General features: G+C 39.7%; 20 protein-coding genes and 1 pseudogene. 11 read left to right on the forward strand and 10 right to left on the reverse strand.

Translation table 11 applies throughout. The features are described 5' to 3' along the window. Positions 1–15 precede the first annotated feature (15 nt). Positions 16–1,203 carry a polysaccharide deacetylase family protein gene (locus NSQ22_RS16720; protein ID WP_223812915.1) on the reverse strand — a complete coding sequence of 396 codons (1,188 nt, stop codon included), beginning with the start codon at positions 1,201–1,203 and terminating at the stop codon, positions 16–18. 178 nt (positions 1,204–1,381) lie between these two features. Between NSQ22_RS16720 and NSQ22_RS16725 the strand changes: the two genes are divergently transcribed. The 3 genes and pseudogenes from NSQ22_RS16725 to NSQ22_RS16735 form a co-directional block, all read left to right on the forward strand. Further along, positions 1,382–2,050 (forward strand): hypothetical protein, encoded by a 669-nt coding sequence (locus tag NSQ22_RS16725; RefSeq protein WP_029761370.1) that lies wholly within the window; start codon positions 1,382–1,384, stop codon positions 2,048–2,050. Positions 2,051–2,064: 14 nt separating this feature from the next. Then, positions 2,065–3,267: an efflux RND transporter periplasmic adaptor subunit gene (locus NSQ22_RS16730; protein WP_011888231.1), complete on the forward strand. Its 1,203-nt coding sequence runs from the start codon at positions 2,065–2,067 to the stop codon at positions 3,265–3,267. Between the two features lie 294 nt (positions 3,268–3,561). Next, a pseudogene (locus NSQ22_RS16735) lies at positions 3,562–3,794 on the forward strand (ATP-binding protein); the annotation flags it as partial. 669 nt (positions 3,795–4,463) lie between these two features. Here NSQ22_RS16735 and NSQ22_RS16740 read toward each other — a convergent pair. Next, complete coding sequence (locus tag NSQ22_RS16740) at positions 4,464–6,344, reverse strand: hypothetical protein (RefSeq protein ID WP_339263898.1); 1,881 nt, start codon at positions 6,342–6,344, stop codon at positions 4,464–4,466. A gap of 456 nt (positions 6,345–6,800) precedes the next feature. Then, positions 6,801–7,970, reverse strand: a complete 1,170-nt coding sequence (locus NSQ22_RS16745) for an ISL3 family transposase (RefSeq protein WP_021292746.1) — start codon at positions 7,968–7,970, stop codon at positions 6,801–6,803. 334 nt (positions 7,971–8,304) lie between these two features. Between NSQ22_RS16745 and NSQ22_RS16750 the strand changes: the two genes are divergently transcribed. From NSQ22_RS16750 to istB (NSQ22_RS16765), 4 genes are all read left to right on the forward strand, one after another. Next, positions 8,305–8,511, forward strand: a complete 207-nt coding sequence (locus NSQ22_RS16750; protein ID WP_322310563.1) for a hypothetical protein — start codon at positions 8,305–8,307, stop codon at positions 8,509–8,511. A 12-nt stretch (positions 8,512–8,523) separates the two neighbouring features. Beyond that, positions 8,524–9,492 carry a hypothetical protein gene (locus tag NSQ22_RS16755; protein WP_015865136.1) on the forward strand — a complete coding sequence of 323 codons (969 nt, stop codon included), beginning with the start codon at positions 8,524–8,526 and terminating at the stop codon, positions 9,490–9,492. A 241-nt stretch (positions 9,493–9,733) separates the two neighbouring features. Next, positions 9,734–11,323, forward strand: coding sequence for an IS21 family transposase (istA, locus tag NSQ22_RS16760; RefSeq protein WP_311088183.1), 1,590 nt, complete (start codon positions 9,734–9,736; stop codon positions 11,321–11,323). Continuing rightward, positions 11,320–12,084: an IS21-like element helper ATPase IstB gene (gene istB, locus NSQ22_RS16765; RefSeq protein WP_081157650.1), complete on the forward strand. Its 765-nt coding sequence runs from the start codon at positions 11,320–11,322 to the stop codon at positions 12,082–12,084. The genes istA (NSQ22_RS16760) and istB (NSQ22_RS16765) overlap by 4 nt, the downstream gene beginning before the upstream one ends. A 31-nt stretch (positions 12,085–12,115) precedes the next feature. On the opposite strand, the gene NSQ22_RS16770 is transcribed toward istB (NSQ22_RS16765), so the two are convergent. After that, positions 12,116–12,832: a hypothetical protein gene (locus tag NSQ22_RS16770; RefSeq protein ID WP_339263903.1), complete on the reverse strand. Its 717-nt coding sequence runs from the start codon at positions 12,830–12,832 to the stop codon at positions 12,116–12,118. Positions 12,833–13,142: 310 nt separating this feature from the next. Further along, entirely contained in the window at positions 13,143–13,628 is a 486-nt protein-coding gene (locus NSQ22_RS16775; RefSeq protein WP_339263905.1) for a hypothetical protein, read from the reverse strand. Positions 13,629–14,117: 489 nt separating this feature from the next. Between NSQ22_RS16775 and NSQ22_RS16780 the strand changes: the two genes are divergently transcribed. Beyond that, the gene (locus NSQ22_RS16780; protein ID WP_099233147.1) at positions 14,118–15,356 is read left to right on the forward strand and encodes a replication-relaxation family protein; all 1,239 of its coding nucleotides are present in this window, start codon (positions 14,118–14,120) and stop codon (positions 15,354–15,356) included. Positions 15,357–15,685: 329 nt separating this feature from the next. Beyond that, positions 15,686–16,993, forward strand: coding sequence for a replicative DNA helicase (gene dnaB, locus NSQ22_RS16785; RefSeq protein ID WP_339263906.1), 1,308 nt, complete (start codon positions 15,686–15,688; stop codon positions 16,991–16,993). Between the two features lie 233 nt (positions 16,994–17,226). Here the strand turns inward: dnaB and NSQ22_RS16790 are convergent, their stop codons facing one another. From NSQ22_RS16790 to istA (NSQ22_RS16805), 4 genes are all read right to left on the reverse strand, one after another. Next, a complete protein-coding gene (locus NSQ22_RS16790; protein ID WP_339263907.1) occupies positions 17,227–17,463 on the reverse strand; it encodes a hypothetical protein in 237 nt (78 codons plus the stop codon). 512 nt (positions 17,464–17,975) lie between these two features. Then, a protein-coding gene (locus tag NSQ22_RS16795) for an IS630-like element ISBs2 family transposase (RefSeq protein ID WP_076611651.1) occupies positions 17,976–19,021 on the reverse strand; the annotation gives its coding sequence in 2 pieces (ribosomal slippage) (positions 17,976–18,515 and positions 18,518–19,021; 1,044 coding nt in all). Between the two features lie 619 nt (positions 19,022–19,640). Then, entirely contained in the window at positions 19,641–20,396 is a 756-nt protein-coding gene (istB, locus tag NSQ22_RS16800; RefSeq protein WP_014195837.1) for an IS21-like element IS5376 family helper ATPase IstB, read from the reverse strand. Next, positions 20,393–21,595: an IS21-like element IS5376 family transposase gene (gene istA / locus NSQ22_RS16805; protein ID WP_014195836.1), complete on the reverse strand. Its 1,203-nt coding sequence runs from the start codon at positions 21,593–21,595 to the stop codon at positions 20,393–20,395. Before istA (NSQ22_RS16805) ends, istB (NSQ22_RS16800) begins: the two co-directional genes overlap by 4 nt. Before the next feature lie 216 nt (positions 21,596–21,811). Between istA (NSQ22_RS16805) and NSQ22_RS16810 the strand changes: the two genes are divergently transcribed. After that, on the forward strand, positions 21,812–22,402 hold the full coding sequence (locus NSQ22_RS16810; protein WP_339263908.1) for a hypothetical protein: 591 nt from the start codon (positions 21,812–21,814) through the stop codon (positions 22,400–22,402). Between the two features lie 456 nt (positions 22,403–22,858). Next, positions 22,859–23,314, forward strand: coding sequence for a hypothetical protein (locus tag NSQ22_RS16815; RefSeq protein WP_339263909.1), 456 nt, complete (start codon positions 22,859–22,861; stop codon positions 23,312–23,314). Positions 23,315–23,510: 196 nt separating this feature from the next. On the opposite strand, the gene NSQ22_RS16820 is transcribed toward NSQ22_RS16815, so the two are convergent. Then, a complete protein-coding gene (locus tag NSQ22_RS16820) occupies positions 23,511–23,888 on the reverse strand; it encodes a hypothetical protein (protein ID WP_339263911.1) in 378 nt (125 codons plus the stop codon). Positions 23,889–24,024: the final 136 nt, after the last annotated feature.

Consider the following 24,024-nt stretch of genomic DNA (forward strand, 5'->3'; position numbering starts at 1 on the left):
AGAAGCGGCTTTTGATTACGGCCGCAATAACTGTTCAAACTGACGAAGCGAAATCCGTGGATACACCCATTGCCGTTTTAACTCAAACGCTGGATCTCCAGGATAAACGGTCCCTTTTTTCGTCGTAAACGCCATGGTAAACCCAGCTTGTTTTACCATACCAATGACCCGTTGATTATAGGCACCAAACGGATAAGCGATGGCCGTCGCCCCAATTTTTTCTTTACTCGCCAATAAATCAGCCATCACGTCTTCATATGGCTTAAACAGCAAATACGGGCCATATTCCTGATCCGACAAGTGAAAATGGTTCGTATGGCTTTCAAACGTCATAATATCACGCATTTGGGCGATTTCTTGTTTGCTTAAAAACTGTAAGCCTGTCGGGTCGAACGGCTGTGGAGCCGGGCGCATTCTTCCTGTAATCATAAACACGGTTGCCCGAAAGCCGTACCGCTTGAGCAATGGGTACGCGTATATGTATGTTGACTTCAATCCGTCATCAAACGTAATGAGCACCGACTTCGGCGGCAGCAATTGCTCATTTCGTACATAGGCAAGCAACATATCCGGGGTAATCGCCGTATAGCCGTTCTCTTTTAAGTATGTCATTTCTTTGAAAAACTGGCTGAACGGAACTGTTGTTGTTGAACGAAACAGTGGCTCATCGAAATCATCTAATATATGATGGTACAACAACACCGGCACACCGTGATCACTTTCAGTTACATGCTTGTAAATGTATCCGTCTCTTCCGCCGAATTCAATCAAATAAAATAGGGCGGTCTCGGCTTTGATCGGATAACGGACTCCAGACTGAATGGAACCGATCGCCTGCTTATTTCCTTTTTGAAAAATATACACTTGTACCTCTTTCTTCGTAATCACACTTTTGGGCAGCCGATCCGGTTCGCGGGTGAAAGCATACGGGCGCCCAAGCTTCGCTTCGTCCTTTTTGACCATCCCTTTGACAAACCCGTATCGGATGAAAAAATAATGTTTATTTTCATCAACGACTTCAAATACCCTGCCGCTATAAATCGTTCCGACTTTTTGCATATCATTCGCCACATAGGCGTATACTGGCGCCGATGCTCCTTTTGATTGAATAAATAACGGGACCTTAGTCTCTGCTTGCCCACTTTTTTCCCATCCAAAAAACAGAAGAAGGAAAAAAGCGAGCCAAAAGATCCGATACTTCAATGATACACCCCTCCATTTCATTGTTATTTCTACCCAGATATGACTATGACCCTATTATTTTACTACTAAACTTTTCTCTAAAAAACCAATCTATCAAAAAATGTCCAATCGTGACATATGGACTCCTTTTATACTAAAATATGATTATGCCTACACCGATTGATGGAGGAATGAACGAATGATTTACCGAAGCCATCCGTGGAAGGAATTGCTTCACCCAAACACTACTTTTGGGCAGCTAAAAGAAGCGGAACGAGTGAAACGCGTCATCCCGATCCTTTTGCTTTTTCTGTTCTTCTCTGCTGTTCTTTCGTTTGTCCGTGCTTATATCGGCGTCGGAACGGAAGAGTTGGCCAAGTATCTCCCCCGCTACACCGATGAACAACGAACGCTGTTGCACTTGCTGTTTGCCGGGGGGCACATCGTAGGCGGAATGGTCGCTCCGTTGCTCTTTTTTTTCATCAGCTCGTTCGCATTTTATGCCTTGTTTGAGGAAACCAATTTGGCGAAACTGATCGCCGTCCAGCTCTCCGTCTGGTTCATTTTTCTCATAGGAGAGGCTGTATCACTTCTATTGGAATGGGCTTTTGGTCTCGATACACTGGTTTCACCGTTTTCGCTCGGCGTCTGGGGACCTTATCTAACGGACGACCGATTCGTATGGGCGCTGTTGCGCTCTGTTTCGCTCTTTTCCGTTTGGGCCGTATATATACAAGTCGTTGCCTTGCGCACCTTCACAAATCAATCGATCGGCCGCATCGTTGCGACGGTCATCGCCGTTGATCTCGTATTCGCCTTTTTCGCGGCCGTATGTACGGAATTCCCATTTGAATGGTTCCAATCATGAAAGGAGAGGTCACCATGAAACGAGCGTTAACCGCCATCTTGGCTATAGGCCTCATCGGCACCCAATTTTACGCAGCATTCGCTGATGACAGCCGTGTGCCCAAATCGGCTTACGCGAAAGAATGGACGAAACCAAAACAACAAAACGTGAAAGAAACAATCAAAACAACAGGTTTTACCGCCCCGGCAGAGCGGACATTCATCTATTACGACCCGCAGCGCGGCGCCATCGATGAAATTCTCGTGAAAAAAGGGCAACCCGTCCAGCCCGGCACCCCGCTGTTGCGCTATCGCACAGACGCCATCGATCGTGAGCTTGCTCAGCTCACGTCGAAGCAACAACAACTAAGCATGCGGCTTAGCCAACTGTCTGAAGAAATCCAAGGCTACCAGTCCAGAGTCGCTGCCGCGCCAGAAAACAACTTCGAAAAACAGCAATGGGAAGAAAAAGCAAAAGAAGTGGAGCGTGAAAAAACAGAATTAGAGTGGCAGCAACAACAATATGAACAAGAACGGATGGAACTGCTCAAACAAAAAGAGGAACAAACAGTCGAAAGCACAGTGGACGGCATCGTCGAATCCATCGCTCCCAATCCATCAACCTCCCGTCCGCTGATCACAATCGCGTCTCATACGATCGTCATTCAAGGGAAAATCACCGAGTCGCTCGTTGGGAAGCTCGCCATCGACCAAGCCGTCACGATCCACCTCCCGAACGAATCGAAAGGACTAGGCGGCATCGTGAGCGACATCGGCTCATTTCCAATCAACGAGCCAAGCTTCCGACAACGAAGCGAATATCCGTTCACCGTACATCTGGTCGAACAAGCCCAACATGCCAACAAGCCGCAACCAACGATTCCATTCGGCTACCACGTCGACATCACGATCGTGACAAAAGAAAAAAATGGGGCGATCACCGTTCCTGCTAAAGCCGTATGGCACGAAAACAATCGGGCGTATATCTACGTCATCCGCAACGGCCAGCTCGAAAAACGGCGCGTCACCTTAGGAATGAAACAAGGCAACCGCCAAGAGATCGAACAAGGCTTGACAGAAGAAGAATACATCATGGTCCACCCGAGCCGCGACCTAAAACAAGGAATGAACGTATGGATACCTCTCGAAATCAACAAGCCATCAAAAGAAACGATCCAACAAGTACGGAAACGAGACATGGCGAAATATTTCTTAGAAGGGTTTTTCGGGGCGTTTTAAGTGTACAAGGGCAAACCAACCCCGCGAGCGAAGTGGAGCGCTCTCGGGGTTGGTCAATTCCATATTTATACACTTTTTTGAAAAGAAGAAAATTTTAACTGGTGGATAATCAGGTAAACTGATCTTTATTAATTCTTCTCAATGTAGATTTGGTACTTTCACGGATTATAAGTTTTTCATTCATAAAAAGACAATGCCAACAAAGGACAAAGAACACCGTTCGGGATCACTTTTTCTACTTCAACCATTTCTTTTTTTGAACATTTTCAAATTCAGCATAACGAGTAAAACCCATCAGAACTGCTGTCTCACATCATCGCTGACTGTCATGATCAAAAAAGTATTTTGTGACATCGAATCTAGAGCTTGGATAATGGAATCGGGTATTTGTGGAAAATCGTTTGACGGCCGCGTTGGTGGGCCACTTGGTTCATCACCCCCTTATCTTGGCCTTTACGGGGAAAAGCTATCATCTACGGAGCACTCTCTCTACCATCCCCCGCTCCCCTCCTGCCTTGCAATCATAAATCTCAGGCTGATACACTTATGTATTTTTCTCGTGTTTCTCTGTATTTTTCGATGACAAAAAACATGGATAAAAGCAAAGAATCCCCTCCCTATCATGGCATTGATTTGTAGAGAGACCTGATTTCAAAAGCATGGTAGTGCACTATTATGGTAATGCCCCCAGTTTGGCATAAAAATTGACCTGTCATGTTTAATGAAAGACCAAGTAATTCAATGTCCGAATTGCGGAAAGGAATGGGGGCGGAAGAAATAAAAAGAAGGAAGAAGCAGTTTGTGGCGTGGCATAGTCATAGCAGTGTATAAGAGAAAAAAATCCTGCGGAAAATCCTCTCTGCAGAACTTTGGACATTTTCCGAGTAGTAGTGGCAGGCACGGAACCAACTGGCGTCTGGTTGGGAAATAGTAGGTAAAAACAAATAGACAAAAAGACCTTATTCTTCACTAGTTCGTTTTTGAAAACCAAATAAAACAGAAACGAGAAGAGGTGTTGATTCAAGTCTCAAATGACTAGAATATCATCCACATCCATTTCAGGGAAAAGCCATTGTCGCTTTACCTTTTTTCTTTTTAATTGAAGAAAGGAAAAAGAAAAGCCCCGCAGAAATTTCTCTCCGCAGAGCTTTTCGGCATTTTCTGGCGGTGACAAGCACCGTCCTTAAGCATATTAATTAGTCAACAATTGTTACTTTGAATGCTACAGGAGCAGGTAAGATATCTGATACAGCTGTAGTATCTACATCAGAAACTACTACTGTAAACGAACCAGATGTTTTTCCTGGTTTTAAAGTCACTGTACCAGCTGAAATAGTTACGTTAGATTCATTTGTTGTTATAAATGCAATATTTGATATTGTGTCTGTATTCACTAAAGTTCCAGGAGCAGCCGCTGTATCCCAATCAATTGCTTTAGATGCTTGGTCTAGTATAGATAACTTCGGCTCAATTGTATATTTACCAGCAACTGCATCATAGTGTCCATAGAATAGCTCTGTAAGTGTTAATGGTTGATCTGCAGAACCATTAATTTTATCGTTATCAATAACGATATCTGCAGTATTGATAACCGCTTTTGTAGCTACAGGATCAGTATTTTTATAAGCGATTGTTTTAGTACCAATCTTTGTATTATTTACTTTAACATCTACATTTAATGTTCCAGAGCCAGCAAAAGCTTTGTATGCATTTGCATTTACAACAGCTACTGACTGACCAACGACATTAATATAATTTTTCACTTCAGGGTTTTTGTCATAACCTTGAATCTCTAAAGTAACGCCAGATGTTACAGCCTGAATTTTGTTTCCTTGAGCATCAACTTCGTAAACTGCAAAGTTTACTGCATCATCATTTGTTTCAGGAGCAACATCTTTGTCCAAATCAATTTCTGTAGCATCTGTTTCAATTACATAACCAGCGAATGCGCCAGCATCTTTACCTGTTACAGTTAAAGTTTTTGTAAATACTACGTTACCTTTAGTATCTTTAAACTCTACTGTAATTGTTGCAGTTCCTTTTCCAACTTCAGTGATTGTTATTGGAAGAGAAGAAGATGCTGAAGCAACATCATTTACTGTAACTGTAGCAACATTTGTATTGCTAGATTTGGCAGTTAATGTACCAACTTTAGTTCCTCCAACAAACACAGCGTTAGATGTAACTGTTGCTTGGATTTTTTCACCATATTGGTCAACGATGTTGACATTTACAGAATCAGTCTCGCCAGAATTTAATGCAGTATTGAAGTAAACATTGGATTTACTTAAATTTGCATTTGTAATTGTAGAATCTGCTTTAACTGTAAAGCTAACAGTAGTTACAAAGCCACCAATTGTTAACTTAACTTGCGCAGTACCAGTAGAATAAGCATTAACAACTAACTCGTCACCAACAACAGACACAGTAGCAACAGTTGGAGTTAAGTTTTCAATTTTTGTTACATCGCTAGCAGATAATACTTTCTCAGAACCATTATTATCTTTTACTAGAAGCTCCAAGTTAGGAGTTTCTGATTTTTTCATTTCAGAAGTTAGTTTCCCATCTTTTACTGCTTGTTTATAAGCAGATACATTATCTACATCATCACCTAATCCAAAACCAACAAGTGATGTTATAGCAGTTGGTGCTAAAGTAACCTTAATTGCATCGCTTTGCTTAACTACAGTAGTACCAGATTTAACTGTGACTTGTACATAGGCAGTTTCACTTGTAGAAACAGAACCAACTGTTCCAGCAGTTGTACTAACTTTTGATGAAGTAGAAGAAATTTCTACAGTATATTTATCAGTTACATCAACACCGTTAGCATTTACTAGTTTTACAAAGTCAGCAATGTCTTCGCCTGGAACAAATGTAGTTTTTGTTAATTCAATTTTGCTAACTTCACCAATTTCATAAGTAAACTCTACTGTAGTTGCTTCTTTTAATTCAACACCAGCAGCAGATTTTACACCATTCACAGTAATTTTGTAAGTTTCTTTATCTGTAAATTCTTGGTTGAAAGTTAATTTAACTTCTTTTTTATTATCAGGGTTAATTTCTGCCTTAACCACTGTTAATCCGTTATCAACTGTGAAGTTAGTAGCTGTAGCTTCACCAATTTCACCTTTGAAAGTTACAACCGCTTGTGTAGAGTTAATCGCACTTACACTTTATCAAAATTAATATTTTTCCAATATGAATAGTTATAATTAAATTAATACTTTGATACATACAGTTTTTTGCTAAGTTGAATAATTGCATATAATCATTTGGTCCGTAAATATATTGATAAAAGTAAGCTTTGTAATCCTTGTACAAATTTCTAAAAAAAGAACCGGACTTTTTATCAGACTCCGTAAAATAAACTACCACTCGATTTGTCCTAATTATTTCTCTATTTTGCTCAAACTTTCGAATATAATATTTGCTCAATCCTTTTTCTGGTCAAGTCTTCTGTCTTATTATCAATATTTTCCTCATTTTAAAATTAGATGGTTCATCACCAAAAGATGTACTTGATTTTTACGTTAAAATGTGATAGAGGTCTCTAGACGGACACGCAAAGTAAAACGCTGGATATTTCGATACCCATATCCTCGCCTTTTGATCAATTTTATTTTGTTGTTGATTCCTTCCATTGGACCATTTGAGTAAGAAAAAACGATGCAAGAAAGCACTGCGTCTCTTCGGGTGATGAGTGCCTTGGCAATACTGCGTACGGCGGCACAGTCGCTAAAAAGGTACCGGTCAAACCATTGGGTCAAACGAGTTTCGGCTTGCTTTCTTGTTTGGCTTTTGGATACGTAACGGAAATGTTGAAGTGCTTGATAGACATCACGTAAATAAGCACTTTCTTGGCACCATTGTCGAACTTCCTGTCTCTCTTCTTCTGTTAATTTTTCTGGACGTTGGCTTAACAATCGGCACACGCGGCGAACGCTTCCATGTTTGGTTCCGCCTTTGGCAAGGTATTTGCGACAACGTTCCAGTGCATCGGTGAATAACTGAATCACATGGAAGTGGTCAAGAACATGGATGGCTTTTGGACATACCTTTTCAATGGCTTTTCTCATGGCAGGAGCCAAGTCGCTGACAACATACTTCACTTTGGAGGCGACGGGTTGAAGCGCCTCCACAATGGCTTCTTCATTTTTTCCAGAAGCAATGGAAAGGACATTCCGAGTCTGTGTGTCCATCACCGCTACTCCGTAATCATGTCCCTTTCGGAAAGCGAATTCATCCACACATACTACTGTAGGATTCGATGTTGGTAAAAGAGCCGGGGCATATTGATAAAACCAGCGTTCTACTGTCGTATAGGCGAGTTGTAACAAGCGAGCGACTTCTTGAATCGTTTTTCCGATGCATAACTGGGCGACCCAATGTTGAAACGATTCCGTCGCGATACTGTGAGACGGAAGTCCCGGATAAGAAACGGTGAACGTCAGAAAACAGGCTTGGCAACGCCGTCTTTCTATGGGAAGTTCAATCCAAAATAAACCGACCGTATTTGTATAGCCATGAATCCATTGTTTTCGTTTCGATGATATTTTGGTTGTCCGTCCGAAGCAAGTCGGGCAGATCGGACAATGAGGAGGGAGGGAAAGTTCAAAAATCCATCGTTCTCCCTCTTTTCGTTCTCCATGAATAAGAAAGCCTGGTAAAGTGATCAAATCTTTGATAAACTGAGATTGCATGCGAAATTTCCTCCATGGTTGATGGTTTGGTCACCTTTACCATACAGGAAATTTCGCATTTTTTGTACCCTTGATCAGAAAACAACCTGATTGTCAAGTACATTTTGTGGTGAAGAGCCAATTAGATATAAAATATCCTTACAATACATTGGAGTTCTGTACAAAATCTTATTGACTTAATTGGTATTTCAAATAATTTAACATCGGAGTCTTAATATTTTAATAGGAAAAAGCAACATCGTTTGCAAACCAGTTTCTTCCTTAGTAAAGCGTAATTTTCGAATTATTCTTTATTTCACTTAACAATTCGTTTTGATATCCGATATTTAATATGGTGAAAAAAGTCGTATTGTCCTACCGCGTCTCGTCCAAACGGAATACCCTGTCGACGATCCGGGCCATCGTTAATGTCCCGCAAAAGCTACTGCCCATCCCGGATGACCTGACATTCGTCGTCGAAAGCAATTCGATTTACCGTTCGCAACACTTTTTTGCCCAGTACGTCCACTCAAGCAACCGCGTCGAACATAAAGGACATTAGGAGGGAATAACCATGAAAATTGATCTCGGGTATATAGGAGCAATAGCTGCTCGAAATAGTGCCAAAATGCCATCCATACATGAAATCAAAAATCCATTAGCCGGAAAGCAAGTGGAAGTCATCAGAAATGGACAAGCCTATAAACTCACCATTTCGGATGAAATCAAACAGGTTCAAGACATGATGGCCATGACGGTAGAAGAGTTTTTTCAAAAAGATATTAATGTACAAAACGCAGACCCTTCCGATATTTTTTCGTATCGGCCACAGGATCAATGGCTAGTGTTTAGTCAATATTTACATGAATCCAAATACTTTGATTCTCTAAACGACGAAGAATTGAAGAAAATAGAATCCATCTTACAACACATAACGGATGGAATGGATAGTTTAGCGAAATATACAGGGATTAACCTTTTTGGAATTAAGAAACAACAGCCGAACTCTTATGAAGCCCATCTTGAATTGGCTTCTTCAACAGCTGCACTTCAACACTTCAGCGATACGTTTTTAAGCGGTGATGTAAAAACCGGATTCGATCAACTGATCCAAGATTATGTTCGTCACAATACGAAAAAAGCAATGAATTATAAATCTGTAGAGGAAATATTTATAGCAGCACGAGCCAAAATCAGACCATTGAATGCTCCGCTGACATACCAACAAAGCCGCGAGCTGTCCATGACGAATAAACTTGGAAAAACTGTTTATACAGATGAAGAAATCGAATCGATCATCCAAAATTATCAAGAAATGTTTAAGAGCATTCAAAATGAAGAAGATTTGTCCGCGGTGCTAGTTAAAGCGAAAGAACAACTGCTTTCGTTTGTCACGAAAGGGATCTCACCAAAGGATATAGATTACCAATTGGCAAGAGATTTTGTTGCAGAGCGTGCCGATGACACAATTAAACGAATCGAGAATTATTGGAAAATGATATGGCAAGGAAAACAATTGTTAAATAATGATGTTCAGAGATAACCAATGCCGGCTATCTCTTTTTTTATAAAAACCTCTTATCATATTAAGATTTTCAAAGTACCATATTTAAGACTTTAACCAAACATGCAATCTTTAAAACGACAACAGGAGTGAGAGTATGTAACTGCTAAACTAAAATGGACAGAATCCGACAAATAAAATTGAACACTCATTTACCAATTTTACTCCGAACAGCTATGATAGATGTTGAATGCTATCTAGCTGTTGGAGGGATGGAAAGGTGGATAAGTGGGAAGTGTACATGGAAATTTATCAGCTCTTAAAGCAAGGATTTAGTAAAGCCACTATCGCTAAAAAATTAAACATATCCAGAACGACATTATATAACTATTTAAAACGTTCACCAGAGGAAATGACGATATGGCTGGCTTCTACGAAGCAGCGAAGAAAAAAGTTAGACCCTTACCGAGAGATTATTTTACATTGGATTCAGAAGCATCCAGATCTATCAGCGTCTCAAGTACAAGATTGGCTGGAGGAACAATATCCCGATCTCCGTGTGGGAGAAAGTACGGTCCGCAGCTATGTGAGGAATTTACGAGAGGAGTGGAACATCCCAAAAGAAACTTCTGTCCGCCAATATCAAGCAGTGCCAGATCCACCAATGGGTCACCAAGCGCAAGTCGATTTTGGAAAAGTCAAAGTAAAAAATCAACAAGGAAAGGATATCGTGTTATATTTTATCGCCTTTGTTCTTTCGCACTCCCGTTATAAATACATGGAGTGGCTGAATCGTCCTTTTACGACGAGAGATGTCATCCAAGCGCACGAGAATGCGTTCCAATGGTTTGGGGGAATCCCAAACGAACTGGTTTACGATCAGGACAACCTGATTGTGGTCAGCGAAAATGCCGGGGATCTCATTCTCACGGCCGAATTTGAAGCCTATCGGAGACAACGAAACTTGACTCTTCATGTATGTCGAAAGGCAGATCCGGAAAGTAAGGGGAAAATCGAAAACGTCGTAGGATTTATCAAACATAACTTTGCCAAACATCGGATCTTTACTACTATCGATGCATGGAATGAACAAGGATGGAATTGGCTGCGCCGAACAGGAAACGGCAGAGTTCATAATACGACAAAAAAGAGACCGGCCGATGTGTTCGAACTCGAAAAAGCACACTTACGACCGATCTCTCCATCATTGGACGTGACTGGTGTCCCCAAAACAAACCTTACCAACAGTATAACAAGGACGGTGAGAAAGGACAATACCATTCTGTACAAATCCAATCGATACACGGTTCCGTGCGGAACCTATACATCGTTTGGGAAAACGGTGCAAATCGTCATTCAAGAGGCAGAACAAGAACTCCTGATCTATGATTTGGAAACCGGGGAATACTTAGGGAAACACCCGATCACTCACGGCAAAGGGAAACTCATTCAAAACCGGAATCATCTGCGTGATCGAGCGAAAGGGATCGATGTGTATCTCGAGAGGATTGCCCATGAATTTGAAAATCCGGATGCGGCCAAGGAGTATCTCGAACGTATACGAAAAAACTATCCACGATATATACGGGATCAATTACAGCTCATTCAAAAGCAGCTGGCTCAATCTCCACTCTCTCTGTGCAGCCAAGCGCTGCAAAAATGTATGGAATTACAGTTGTATAGCGCCTCTGCATTTACAGATATGGTCGGTTACTTACAACGACAACATAGATGGAACACTTCCGACAAAGTCGTTTCAGTGAACCGAATTCAACCATTACGTGAGGGGAACCTTTCGGTTTTGGAAGCTCAACCAGCTGTCAGAAGCATCGAAGAATATATTGAGATTTTGGAGGGAAGAACGAAATGAGCCAGCTGGCGAAAGTACAAGAGTTATTGCGAACGTTGCGTTTGACAGAAACGGCTTTTCACCTGCCTGTACTAGTGAAACAAGCAGAAACAAACGAGATGACCTATCTTCGTTTTTTGTCCATAGTATTACAGTATGAACAAGATTGTCGGGAGAAAAAAGCACGGGAAAGGCGTCTAAAATGGGCAGCTTTCCCGTATTACAAGACATTGGACGAGTTTCAGCTGGATGAACAGCCATCACTGACAAAACGGCAATTTCATCAATTGCGGGAACTCGCATGGTTAGACCAACTTTTTAACTTAATTTTATTAGGACCGCCAGGTGTAGGGAAAACCCATTTAGCGATTGGACTTGGGATGGAGGCGATTGATCAAGGGTATAAAGTGACGTTTATTACCATGGGAGAGTTGATTCAAGCGTTAAAAACAGAAGAAATCACTCGCAAATCTCGAATTCGTCTTCAGCGTCTAAGAGAATCCAACCTCGTGATTATCGATGATCTCATGTTTATGGCGATGGATCAACGAGAAGCCAATTTGTTTTTCCATTTGATCAATGACTTGTACAATCAATCATCCATTATTTTAACGTCCAACAAGGGACCAAGTGAATGGGGAGAACTACTGGGGGATCCAGCGATCACTACAGCCGTATTAGATAGAATTATTCATCGGGCAGAGGTGATTCATTTAAACGGAGACAGCTATCGCATGAAGCATAGAATTTCCATTTTCAGCGATGAAACTGTTCAAAATTAATGAGCAAAAAGTGTTCAATTTTACTTGACGGTTACAAACCTTGCTCTGCGACGTTGCGTATACACTCTTTATCTGCATTTGAAACATATTTTTTATCGCTAAGCTCTTTGAAATGTTTCAGAATCACATTTACGGATTCTTCAATAACTTCATGATTTAAAGAGCAGGATGCCTCTTCATCTTTTTGATTTGAAGTAATCTGTGAAGTAATCTCTGGTATTGCTTCTGCATGAAACACTTTCAAACCATCATCATGCATTCTCGAACCTGCATTTTCTTTATTATCTTGGTCACCTAAAGGCTTCTTATCGTCTTCGCCAGATGTAAGCCATTCATAGTCCTTGATTGGATACCCTAGTCGTTTCAGATCTTTGACGACTTTAGCAAGATTCACACGATATTGATAAGTTCTATCCCATTTGTACCAAGAATTTGTTCGTTTAAATAAATATCCTTTTTCCTCCAAAACCTTCAAATGCCGCCGAACTGTCGTAGGGTGAACGTCTAATAAAATCTCTTTAGCTAATTCTTCCGCTGTCTTATAAATCCAACCGTATTGTGGTAGTTCTTCATTAGATTCATTTTCGTTATTGAATCGTTGCTTTTCTTCTTCTCGATACAATTTTGCATCCTTTGTACGGTTTTCCCAGTAAACAAACTGATTTAGTGCTAACGCTTGAATATAGTGATCTGTTAACACGGTAAATTCTTCTCTTAAAACTGCAATCTTTAAGTTTTCCGTAGTCATATCCCCACCTCATTAACTGTTTTTAAACAAAATATTAACTTTAGTTAAAATAATAATACCTATTTTTAACTTATGCAAACGAGAGTTTAACAACTCACCATAACTGTCTACCTCCTTCAAATGCAAAAAACCCCAAACTGCACGTATTACTGCATATGCACAAAAAGGCATAAATACAGCATACATGTCAGTTTGGGGTTTTCCCTTTTCGCCTATATTCAATTAAATTGCATTCACCTCAATTACGTAAACCATTTTAACACTACTTTTTCAAATGTCAACTATATTTCTACTTTTCTATAAAAAATTTTTACTTCTTTTTTCCTTCTTCGATCATTTTTTGAACTATCGGCTCATATTTCTCTATAAATTCATATAAAGCAAGTGAATGCATTTTTCCGATTTGAACACCCGCTGTTTTACAAAACTGTTTGAACCGTTCGGCAATCTCTTCATCGGTCTTGAATGCCTTACTTACCAGCTTACTACCAATTGGCAATGCCAACAGCGCTGCGTATAAATCTGGACTTTCTTTATATTCCCAGTTCCCATCTATATCTTTTGTTTCATTTGTTCTTTTTCTTTTCATTCGCTTTCCAGACACAATTTCGTCTTTTGGCTCTTCTTCGGGTTTTCCATTGTATTTCCATTCCCCCATGCTATTTTCCGTGTAACCCAAAGAAATCAAACGTTTTCTTAGTGCCGCTTTCGATAAACCAAAAGACTGGCTCAGCTCATATACCGTAACACCTTTATTCTCATTTAGAAACTTGACGACTTCTCCAGCTGTTTTCATGTTCACCACCCTTTCACTCCAATTTATTGTAATTTATTTGGGTTTACCAACAGGTACAAACATTATACTTTTGACATTTTTGTATTCGAACATGTTTTATAAAAATTTTCTTCAGTGAACTCGTTCGAATATGATGGTTTCAATAGTACAATTTATATATAATCCACAAACATCGTGTGAGCATTGCTACTGTTTCAAGAGTAATCCAAAGCAAAACAGATAAACGAATCATCTACAGAACAAAAACGGCCGCTCAGACCGTTTTTTTATTTTTTATTAGTTAGCATTCACTAAAAAATTCATTAAAGATTCACCGCATGAATCACGCAGTGAATGATTCATAAGTGAATTCACAGCTAGACTCATGGTGCTTTAGCATAAAAAACCCCTTTAATTTCAAGACTTTGCAACACAATGACTGATTTTCTGCATTTCTGACAAGAACCACAACAATATAGTTTCAAAATTGACTTGCAAAGGAGAATAGAGATGGCGAAAATTCTTGGTTACCAACTTTCAGAGACTTCCATAAAACTTTTAAAATTTTTATTCTATTATCGCGGCATGACTGCTTTGCAATTAGCCAAGATGTATTTTAAATCTCACAATCCTACAGCGGTACAAAAGTCTTCTGTTCACAACTATTTGCGCAAGCTAAAGGATCAAAAACTAGTCACTTCAAAGAAATTGGATGGAGATAATTATGTGGGCTCTTTATATTACTTAACTCAATCGGGATTAGAAGTAGTAAAATCTCTTTTAAACATTGAAGATGGGCAAACAGGGACGGGCTATATTTTAGCAAATGAGAATAAGGAAGATACACAAGCGGATTTAGAGTATGGTATTTATAAACCGCCTATGGAGCAAATTCATCATCACTTAATACTCATTGACTTTTTTGTTCGTTTGCGCTTAATGTCGAATCAACAAGTGGATCATCGCTTGTCGATGTACGCTTCAAAAGAATACGAGTACAACGGAAAAGAAGCAAAGATACGACCGGACGCAGAAGTAGTTTTACCTTATGATCGGCACTACTGCATTGAAATTGACCGAGCTACAGAAAGTCATTCTCAACTCATACAAAAATTTGAGAACTACCGTCATTACTTTGAATATGCGGAAGAAATAAATGAAAAACTTCCGACCGCCATTGTGTTTGTAACAGATGAAAAACAATACCAATACGGAATGAACCGACGCTGGACAAACGTATTAGCGGCTTATTTAAAAACGATGGGAGATTACGCTCTAAAAGTGAATCTCTTTATGTTACCTTTAAATAAAGTGGAGCATTTTATTCGGTTTGAAACCTATCGACCACAGCTTAACCGAAAAGTTCAAACCCTTCTAGAAAAAACATTAATACAAAAAGGAAATTATAAAGACGTACAAACATTTAAACAGCCAACGGATTATTCCAGCATAGATTATATGATTGCCTTTACCCAAACGAAGTATCATGTTTACTTTGTAAGAGTAGCGTATGAGTACGATGCTTCCATTTTCAGCGGGTTCCATCACTTTATAAATAATCTTGGTGACATTCACCGAAAGCAACAGACATCTTACAAACCATCAGGGGTTAGTCAAGCTATCTTCTATACGGATGAGCGACCGTTTTTACCGGATTACATGCGGAAAAATTATGACTTGCCGCAAGAATTTCTTTCACACCTAGAACTTTTATCTCAACATCTTTCTATGTACAAACTCCCGCTATAACCCAGAAAACGGACACAGCATTAGCTGTTTGTCCGTTTTTTATTGCTTGATCGAGTACTCGTCTTCTCTCATTCCGATTCACTTTTGTATATAAAGGTAAACTTTGTTCATCTTGTGCAGCACCATTAAAAATCGTCATTCGTTTTCCAGCAGGCTATTGTTTCCTAAAGTATTCTTCATATCCCCCTAAACAAACAACCAGTAACTTGAAGTAATTCATAATAAATTTTTTGCAACAAAGAGTAAAAAAATTCTACAAAGTATTCGAATGACGAAAAACACCTGCTAGCATATTTAAAACTAGATAAAAGGCAGGGGACTCAATAAATATGAACCAGAACGACTCAAACGTAATCTATGTAGAAGCAGAACAAGCCGTGTTAGGAGCAATCCTAAAGGAAGGCGATTTAATCCAAGATTGCACATTTCCTGCCGAGTACTTCGGCAAGCGGGAGCATCAATTGATTTATCAAGCGATGCAAGCACTGCAAAAGAAAAATGAAAACATCGACATAATGACGGTTGTCATTGAGTTACAGGAGACGAATCAAATTGAAGAAGTAGGGGGCGTATCCTATTTACATGGCTTAGCCGACGCCGTGCCTACAACGGCTAATTTCTCATTTTACGTTCACACCTTAACGGAAGGATATAGATTAAGAAAAGCGCAGGCTCTTGCTTTGTCGCTCGCTTTATCTCCAACCGAGGAAAAGATCAACGAAGTATATCAAAAATTAGGGGCTTTACAGGAATTATCCTCATCTTCCATTCGAACCATTCAAGATGGTCTCTTTGATATCTATGAAGATCTTCTTTCTCCACAAGGTGATATCGGAGTTGATACGGGATTAACCGATTTGAATCGTTTAATCGGCGGCTTTCAAAAAGGTGACTTGATTATTATAGCAGCAAGACCGTCCATGGGGAAAACCGCATTTGCTCTCAATATTGCGATGAGCCATTTAAAAAACGGCGGAGTGGTCGACTTATTTTCACTCGAAATGTCAGAAGAACAACTGTTAAAACGCATGTTATCGGCGGTTGCAAGAGTCAACAGCAAACGCTGGATCGATAAAAACTTTTCGAAAGAGGATTATGAGAAGATTGTACAAGCCATCGGAATCATGGGCAAATGGACCGGGGTATTAAATGACCGACCAGCGCAAACGGTGACAGAAATCCGCTCGACTGTACGACAGTCGATGAAACAATATCCTAATCAACCACATTTAATTGTGATTGATTATTTGCAGCTCATTCAACCGATAGGACATTTTGAACGTCATGATTTGGCCATCGGAGAGATTACAAAGCAATTAAAAAATATTGCAAAAGAATACCATGTCCCAGTTGTTCTCTTATCGCAACTCAATCGCGGCGTTGAGTCACGTGCCGATAAACGACCAATGATGTCTGATATTCGTGATTCAGGAAGTGTCGAGCAAGATGCAGATATGATTATCAGCTTGTACCGTGACGATTACTACAATCAGCCATCCAATCCTAACAGTACAAGCATCGTTGAACTGAACGTTTTGAAAAACCGCAATGGCCAAACAGGCAAAGTCGAGGTAGCCTTTCAAAAAGAATATGGCTTATTTTTGAATCTTATGAAGCACAGTGATGTGCAAAAATGATAGAAAATCGTGATATTATGTCTAGGACAACGTGTCCTAGACATGAATAAAAAATTACCTTGCTCCAGTTCGTGTCAAAAGAAATTGATTACTTAAGATTGGATGGATAATGAAAAACAGGAGAGCAAGTTGCACCATATTCCATATACTCTCCTTTTTATTTGTGAATCGCCTATTTATTGATATTCCCGCTGCATTAATGATTGTATAACGTAATACCACTTGTTTTCCCATTACTCTAATCGAGCAATGCTTATCATTTCACCTTCGTCTGGCCAAACAACGCGATTATTCTCATCATACCTCAACCCATTGACGAAAGGGAAAATGTAGAGCTTTTCACCTTCTAACAGTGTCTCTACATATTGTTCTTTCACAATTTCGCATGCCTCTTCAAGCGAGAAAGCTTTAATAATTTTCTCTTTTACATCCATCTCTTTTTTTGATCGAATGACATAAAATTTCTTCATTCTAGAACCCCCGCTTTCTTAATTAATATGAATAAAAATAAAAAACCAGCGGCTTGAATGCTTGCTTCTGTATAACATTCAACCGATGGATTTTTAACCATGCCATAGCGGCCCAAAAGGCCTCTTCTTTGTATATTTTCTTCTTCAACAAATAATAAGTACAAAATAGCAATCTTTTAAATATTGTACTCCTCACCCTCCGCCATTTTAACCAAATTTTTTCGATAAAAAGGCTATCTCTTATGTATTTACTTTTGTTCTTCTATGCCTTTAAGAATTAGCAGCTTGATTTCGTCTAACAGTGGATCAGAGTAAAGACCTTTAATTTCTTCTAACCTCTTGGTTTTCTCGTTCCAAATGGCAAACGAGTCAAAAAACCATTCTCCTTTCGATAAAAGAGGTCTTTTTAAGAGAATAAGAGAAGAGTATGTGAAAGGGAAGGAATGAAAGGAGGTCTTAACTTCCATGAATTGATACAAAGTTTTCTTTACTATATAAGTTGAATTAAAGATTTACAACTGAACACACAAACGATCGATCGTTTGTTCTGGTTTCTGGTTGATTCGCTGAATAAAGGCTTGGACATTCTTTCTAATTTCTTGCACACTCGAATAGAACACGTTGTAAATCACGTCTGATTTCAGCCATTTCCATAGCCCTTCAATCAAGTTCAATTGCGGACTGTATGGTGGCAAAAAGACGAGCTCTAACCGATCTTCGTGTTCTTTTAAAAATGGCTGAATGAGTTTGGCATGGTGAATTCGAGCGTTATCTAAAATCATCACTATTTTGCCTGTGGGATAGCGTTCTAACACAAGTTGAAGAAATCGAAGAAATGTTTCCGCGTCATAGCATTCTTCTTCGATGCAAAACACTTCCCCTGTTTCGTAGTTCAACGTGCCAATCAGCTTCAGCCCTTGATGTTTTCCAAACGTCGGAATGATTCGTTGTTTTCCTTTGACAAACCATGTTTTTTGAATCGCTTGGTAATCACGAATCATCGACTCATCTTGAAAGAGGACATGGGCGATGTTCCCATCTACCAGTTTTTTTTTACTTCAGGGAAGGTGATTTCGACGAATTCTTTTTGTTTCTCTTCATCGGCATTGGCTAGTGTATAGGTCGGTTTCGTATAGCTTAGCCCTAACCGATGCAGAATGTCACTTGTTCCGCGAAGCGTGTATGTTGGCCCCCACTTTTGTTGAATGAGTTCAGCGATTATCGCAAGCGTCCAATTATATTTTGCTTCGAATCCCACATCTACGGGGAGCTGATGTTCAATGATCAAAGCCAGCTCTTTTTCCTGCTCAGGGGTCAATCGACGTGGGGCGCCAGGTGAGTATTTCATCTCCAGTCCATCAAGACCGCGCTGGGCGTAGGCATGAATATAGTTATAAATAGTTTTCTTGGATCGACCAATAATCGTTGCGATTTCTCCTTTGGTATATCCCTGCAAATGAAGATAAATCGCTTGGTAGCGTTCATATGCTCGTTTACTTTTTGCTTCTTTCATGGCAGTGGACAACTTTTCGATCTCGTCTTTGTGATTTGGCATCATATTTTCTCTCCGTTCCCCTATTTTCTCTTTGTATTTATTCGCCGTGGAACGGGAGAAAACCTTTATTTCAATTTATATACATCCTTTTCAATAAAAATACGTTCTAACTCCACTCCATCGATCATGTGAGATCACCTCATGATTTATTCGTTTCACCGCTTTCTGCTGTTCCCATCACATAGTGTTTGCTACTTCTAAGAAACCATCGACTTTTTCTGTTTCGACACTAAATTCAGACAACAATTCCGCTATCTCTTTTACTCGATACAGAGAATGCTTTCTGTCCCCCTTCCCTGACCCGTTTCCCCCCTCTTTTCCAATTATTCACTATAACGTCTAGAAAATCCTTCCACTGAACATCCTATAAATAGAAAAAAATCAAGCAAGATCTTTAGCATCATCAGCGGATTCGTTGTTGTCGTAGCCATATTCTGTTTAGAATACTCTCACTACAAATATAGATACAAAACTTTTCGTTTTAGTTAGAGCATATATCTAATAAAATTATTTAAAAATGAAAATGATTAAGAATTAGACTTGGCAAATCACTTCGCGCGATGATGTCAAGGCCGATTATTTTTTCCCCAAAATCGCCGGTTTAAAATTCCCCAGAAGGACCTCATTGATCCTTCTGTTTTTCTTGTTGGAGCCTTTTTTCCCGCAATCGATAGCTTTCCCCCTTTAGGTTGAAAATAATAGAATGATGCAGTAATCGATCTAACATCGCTGTCGCAAGAACCGAATCTCCCACGATTTCTCCCCATTCCCCAAAGCTTTTGTTGGAAGTGAGGATAATCGGGGCATGTTCATACCGACGGGCGATGACCTGAAATAAGTAATGAGCGCTGTTCGGGTCCAATTTTAAGTACCCCATTTCATCAATAATGAGAATGGTTGGCTTCACAAACATGCGAAGCTTTTTTTCCAGCTTTCCTTCCTGGTCGGCTTTTCTTAACTGAGTGACCAAATCATGGGCGGTAATAAAATACGTTTTATACCCTCTTGCGATCGCCTCCATTCCAATCGAAATAGCCAGATGCGTCTTTCCAATCCCCGGCGGACCGAGAAAAAGAATATTCTCCTTTCGATCAATAAACGATAAGGTAAGCAGCTCTCGAATCCGACGCTCATCCACGGAAGGAAGTGCGTTAAAATCAAACGTATCGATCGTCTTGCGATATGGCAGTTTGGACAGCTTGATGAGCGTTTGGATCGATCGTTCCTGTTTTTCGACGATTTCTGCCTCTAATAAGCGGAATAAAAACTCCGAATATGGTATATTATGAGTAGCTGCGTATTCTGCCATGGCGGACCATCGTTCCGCCATGACAGGCAAATGGAGTCGGTGGCAATACTCGTGTATTCGTTCTTTCATGAGCTTTCCCCTCGCAGGAATGCGTCATAAACGGACAATGGACGAGTATCCACTTCCACCGAAACAGGCGAAATGGTGGCGGCCATTTCCGTCTGTTTCTTTTTTATTTTTTCGGCGAATGAAATCACTTTTTTCTGTTGGTCCACGTGAGAAATCTCCTCCCCTCGAAAGTACAATCGAATATCTCCATTTAATCGCTCCTTCACCAGAATTTCTTTGCCCGCATACTCCGACGATAAGAGCCATTGTTCCCCTTTGTAAGAGAAACTGCCATCCCAATGCACCTTCCGATAGGAAAGATAGCTCGTATCGTAATCTTTCAACGGAAGAGGCTTGAGTGACTCCTCGGCCCAACGCTCTTGCGGAGAAATACCGGTAGTGGCGTTTGGCTTCCGATTCGCCACTTGATCGAGCCAACGATGGAGAAGGAAATTTAATTCCTCGATGCTTTCAAACGCTGTCCCCACATAGAAGTGATCCATGATATACTGAATGGCTCGTTCGACTTTTCCCTTTGTCTGGGCCCGGTAAGGCCGGCATACTTTTGGAATAAATCCATAGTAACTCGCAAATTCGGAAAATCGTTGATTCCATTTCACCACTCCTTGTTCTCGCCCGTCTGTAACGGTCTTCATATTGTCAAATAACACCTTCTTCGGAACCCCGCCAAAGTACTTGAAGCTCTGAATCAGGCATTCCATTAAGTGTTCCTGATCCTGGCTGGTCGTAAATACCGCGTATTTCATCCGCGAATAGCCTAACGTGGCCACAAATAGCGATAACTTGACTTTTTTCCCTTCGATCACGACCTCCCCAACTTCTTTCCAATCGACTTGCATTTGTTCGCCAGGAAGCGTTTCATAACGAACGGTGTATTTCTTTTTCGCCGTCTCTCGGAAAGGTTTCATATAGTCTTTTAAAATCGTCTTTCCTCCCGTATAGCCCTGTTGTCGAATTTCAAAAAACAACTTTTCGCTATTAAACACCCCATCTTCTAACATTCGTTTTTGAAGATACGGCTTAAATGGATCTAACTTGCTTTTTCTTTGTTTTCGCTTGGATTTGGAAGGAGGATTGGGGGAGTGAATATATTTTCGGACGGTTTTCCGATCGATCCCCAATTCCCTCGCAATATCGGAAATACTCATTCCCCTTTCATACATCTCTTTGATCATAAAAAATTCCCCTCTCGTAATCATGAACCATAGCTCCTCTCGTTGACACTATGGTTCTATTGTAAGTGGGGAATTTTATTCCGGCTATATTGGGGATTTTATCATCGGCTTTAACAGATGATCGCTACTATCAATTTGCCGGATGAGATGATTAAATAATTATAGATGTGGCAAAAACATAATAAAACCAACCAAGCGATCCGGCAGCATTAATAAAATTAAGTATAGAGGTGTATTCAAATGGATGTTTTGCCAAGAATTAATGCCCAAACCAAGCAATGCATCGAAGACTTCAACAACCTTATAAAACAACAAGGGCATTTAGTCGAACAATTAAATCAGTTAATAAAAGAAAAAGAAGAACACACGATACCTCTAGTATCAACCGTTAGAAAATTAATCGAACACGGTCTAAGCCGAGATGAAATTCTAGATATAACGAATATTTCATCAGAAGAATTTGATCGCATTGTTTCTAAAGATAGACGCTGCCAACTACCGTATATTTATTTAAACGATGAGGAATCGAAAGAATTTGAGAAACTGCTTGAGGATATTCATAAATCAAAGGATATATATGAACTAATCGATGCAGAAAAAGAAAGAGAAAGGATCAAATTCATTCATCGCGTCTTGCTTCGATATCAGAAGGAGATGGATCTATTATCCCCACAAGAAAACGAAGATAGCGGCGAAAAGATGGTGAAATACTTGGAAAGAGCAGTTAAAAGCGAACAAGCTAAAAGTGCTTATTCTTCACTGGTCCGTATTTTTGGAAACGAGATAAAACGGAAAAGAGAAGAAGTCTTGATTAAAGTCTCGGATGACTAGATACATCCATTTTAGGGTAAAGCCATTGCCGCTTTGCCTTTTTTCTTTTTATCTTTTTAATCAAAGAAAAGGAAAAAGAAAAGTCCTCAGATTACCCTCAACAGAGCTTTCCTTTAGCACCTCACTGTGCCGGAGGTCTATCCCCATTATCCAACGCTGTTACCCCTCTTAACGATTTCCCTACATCAGTAAATCAATCTAAAAGTTTTTTACAACCTATTCGAATAGACGTGATCTGCAGGTATACTATTTAAAATAATTGAAATAGCTCAGGCAATAAATCCATTCAGCCTTGGCTACATGTTTTGAATAACTAAAATGCACATTGTTACATCAAAACAAAAGGAGGAAACCAACAAATATGACACTAACCAAAGAAGATTATGCTGCTTTATACGATGAAATCATGAATGTCAATGAAGACAATGTGTACAAGGAAAGTTTTATGTTAACACGTTGGAAGAATTGAAGCATCAAGCCATTGAGTTCCTGAAAAATAAATATGACTATGATGAGGAAGATTTAGAGGACATCGAGCTTGAAATTCACTGGAAAGGCGAAGGGCTTTATTGCTTCCGGGTGCTGGGCTTTATCACAGAATATTGTGTAGAGCATATTACCGAGATTTTTGAAAATGAAACAGGGGTAGATTATCGTATTTTTCTTGGCGATGAAAAAGTGATTGAACAAACAAAACAAAAATTATTAAATAGAAATAATTTTGTGTATGCGATTTATAAAGTATACGGTTTTAATAACGTATCATTAGTAGACGTCGAATATAGCGATGATCCAATTGATAAAGAAGATGAAAACTGGTTAGGTTATAGCATTCAGGAAATAAGAGAAATGGATAACCAAGAGTTTTATCAGTTTCTAAAGGATTACGAACGTCTACTTTTTTTAATCTAAAGGTTATGAACGTCTACTTTTAACACTTTAGTATAAACCTTTAGTTTTGTGTTGTTGCTTTACTTTCTGATTTATTAGCTGTTTATTCAAGATAAGGGCAAGAACAAGGATTCTTGCCCTTTTTTCTTTATTTAAGGAAGACAAAAGAAAAGCCCCGCAGAGAGTTCTCTCTGCGAGACCTTTCCGTTGATTAACCTTAATCTAACGTTATATTAGCAACGTTCTTTCCACCACGAACAGCTTGCACGTTTACTTTCATATCTTTATACTCTTCTTTTAGCTCTTTTGCATATTTTTCAGCTAATTTCTTTGCATCCGCATCACTAACTTTCTTATCTAACACCAGCGTTCCTACTGCCATGCCATCTTGCGTGTACACTTGCCCATCAAGCACACCTTCTTCTTCTTTCACCTTCTTCGTCAGTTCTTTGTTTTGTACTAGCTCACTTGTTTGTTCTTCTTTTGCCGTTGTCACTTCCTTCTTTGGTTCATTCGCTTTCTTTTCTTCGTTTGCTGAGCAACCAACTGCCAACAGCAGTACTAGAAATAGACTGACCCATATCTTTAATTTCATTACTTATGCCTCCTATTCATTATCTTACTCCATTATTATACTACACCACTTAAAAAATTGCGTCTAAACAAAAAGAAGCCTTGCAGAGATTTCTCTCTACAAGACTTCTTCGAATGTTCATTCAACAAACTTCAGG

It is taken from the genome of Geobacillus sp. FSL K6-3411 (assembly GCF_037965715.1).
Lineage (GTDB): Bacteria > Bacillota > Bacilli > Bacillales > Anoxybacillaceae > Geobacillus > Geobacillus thermodenitrificans.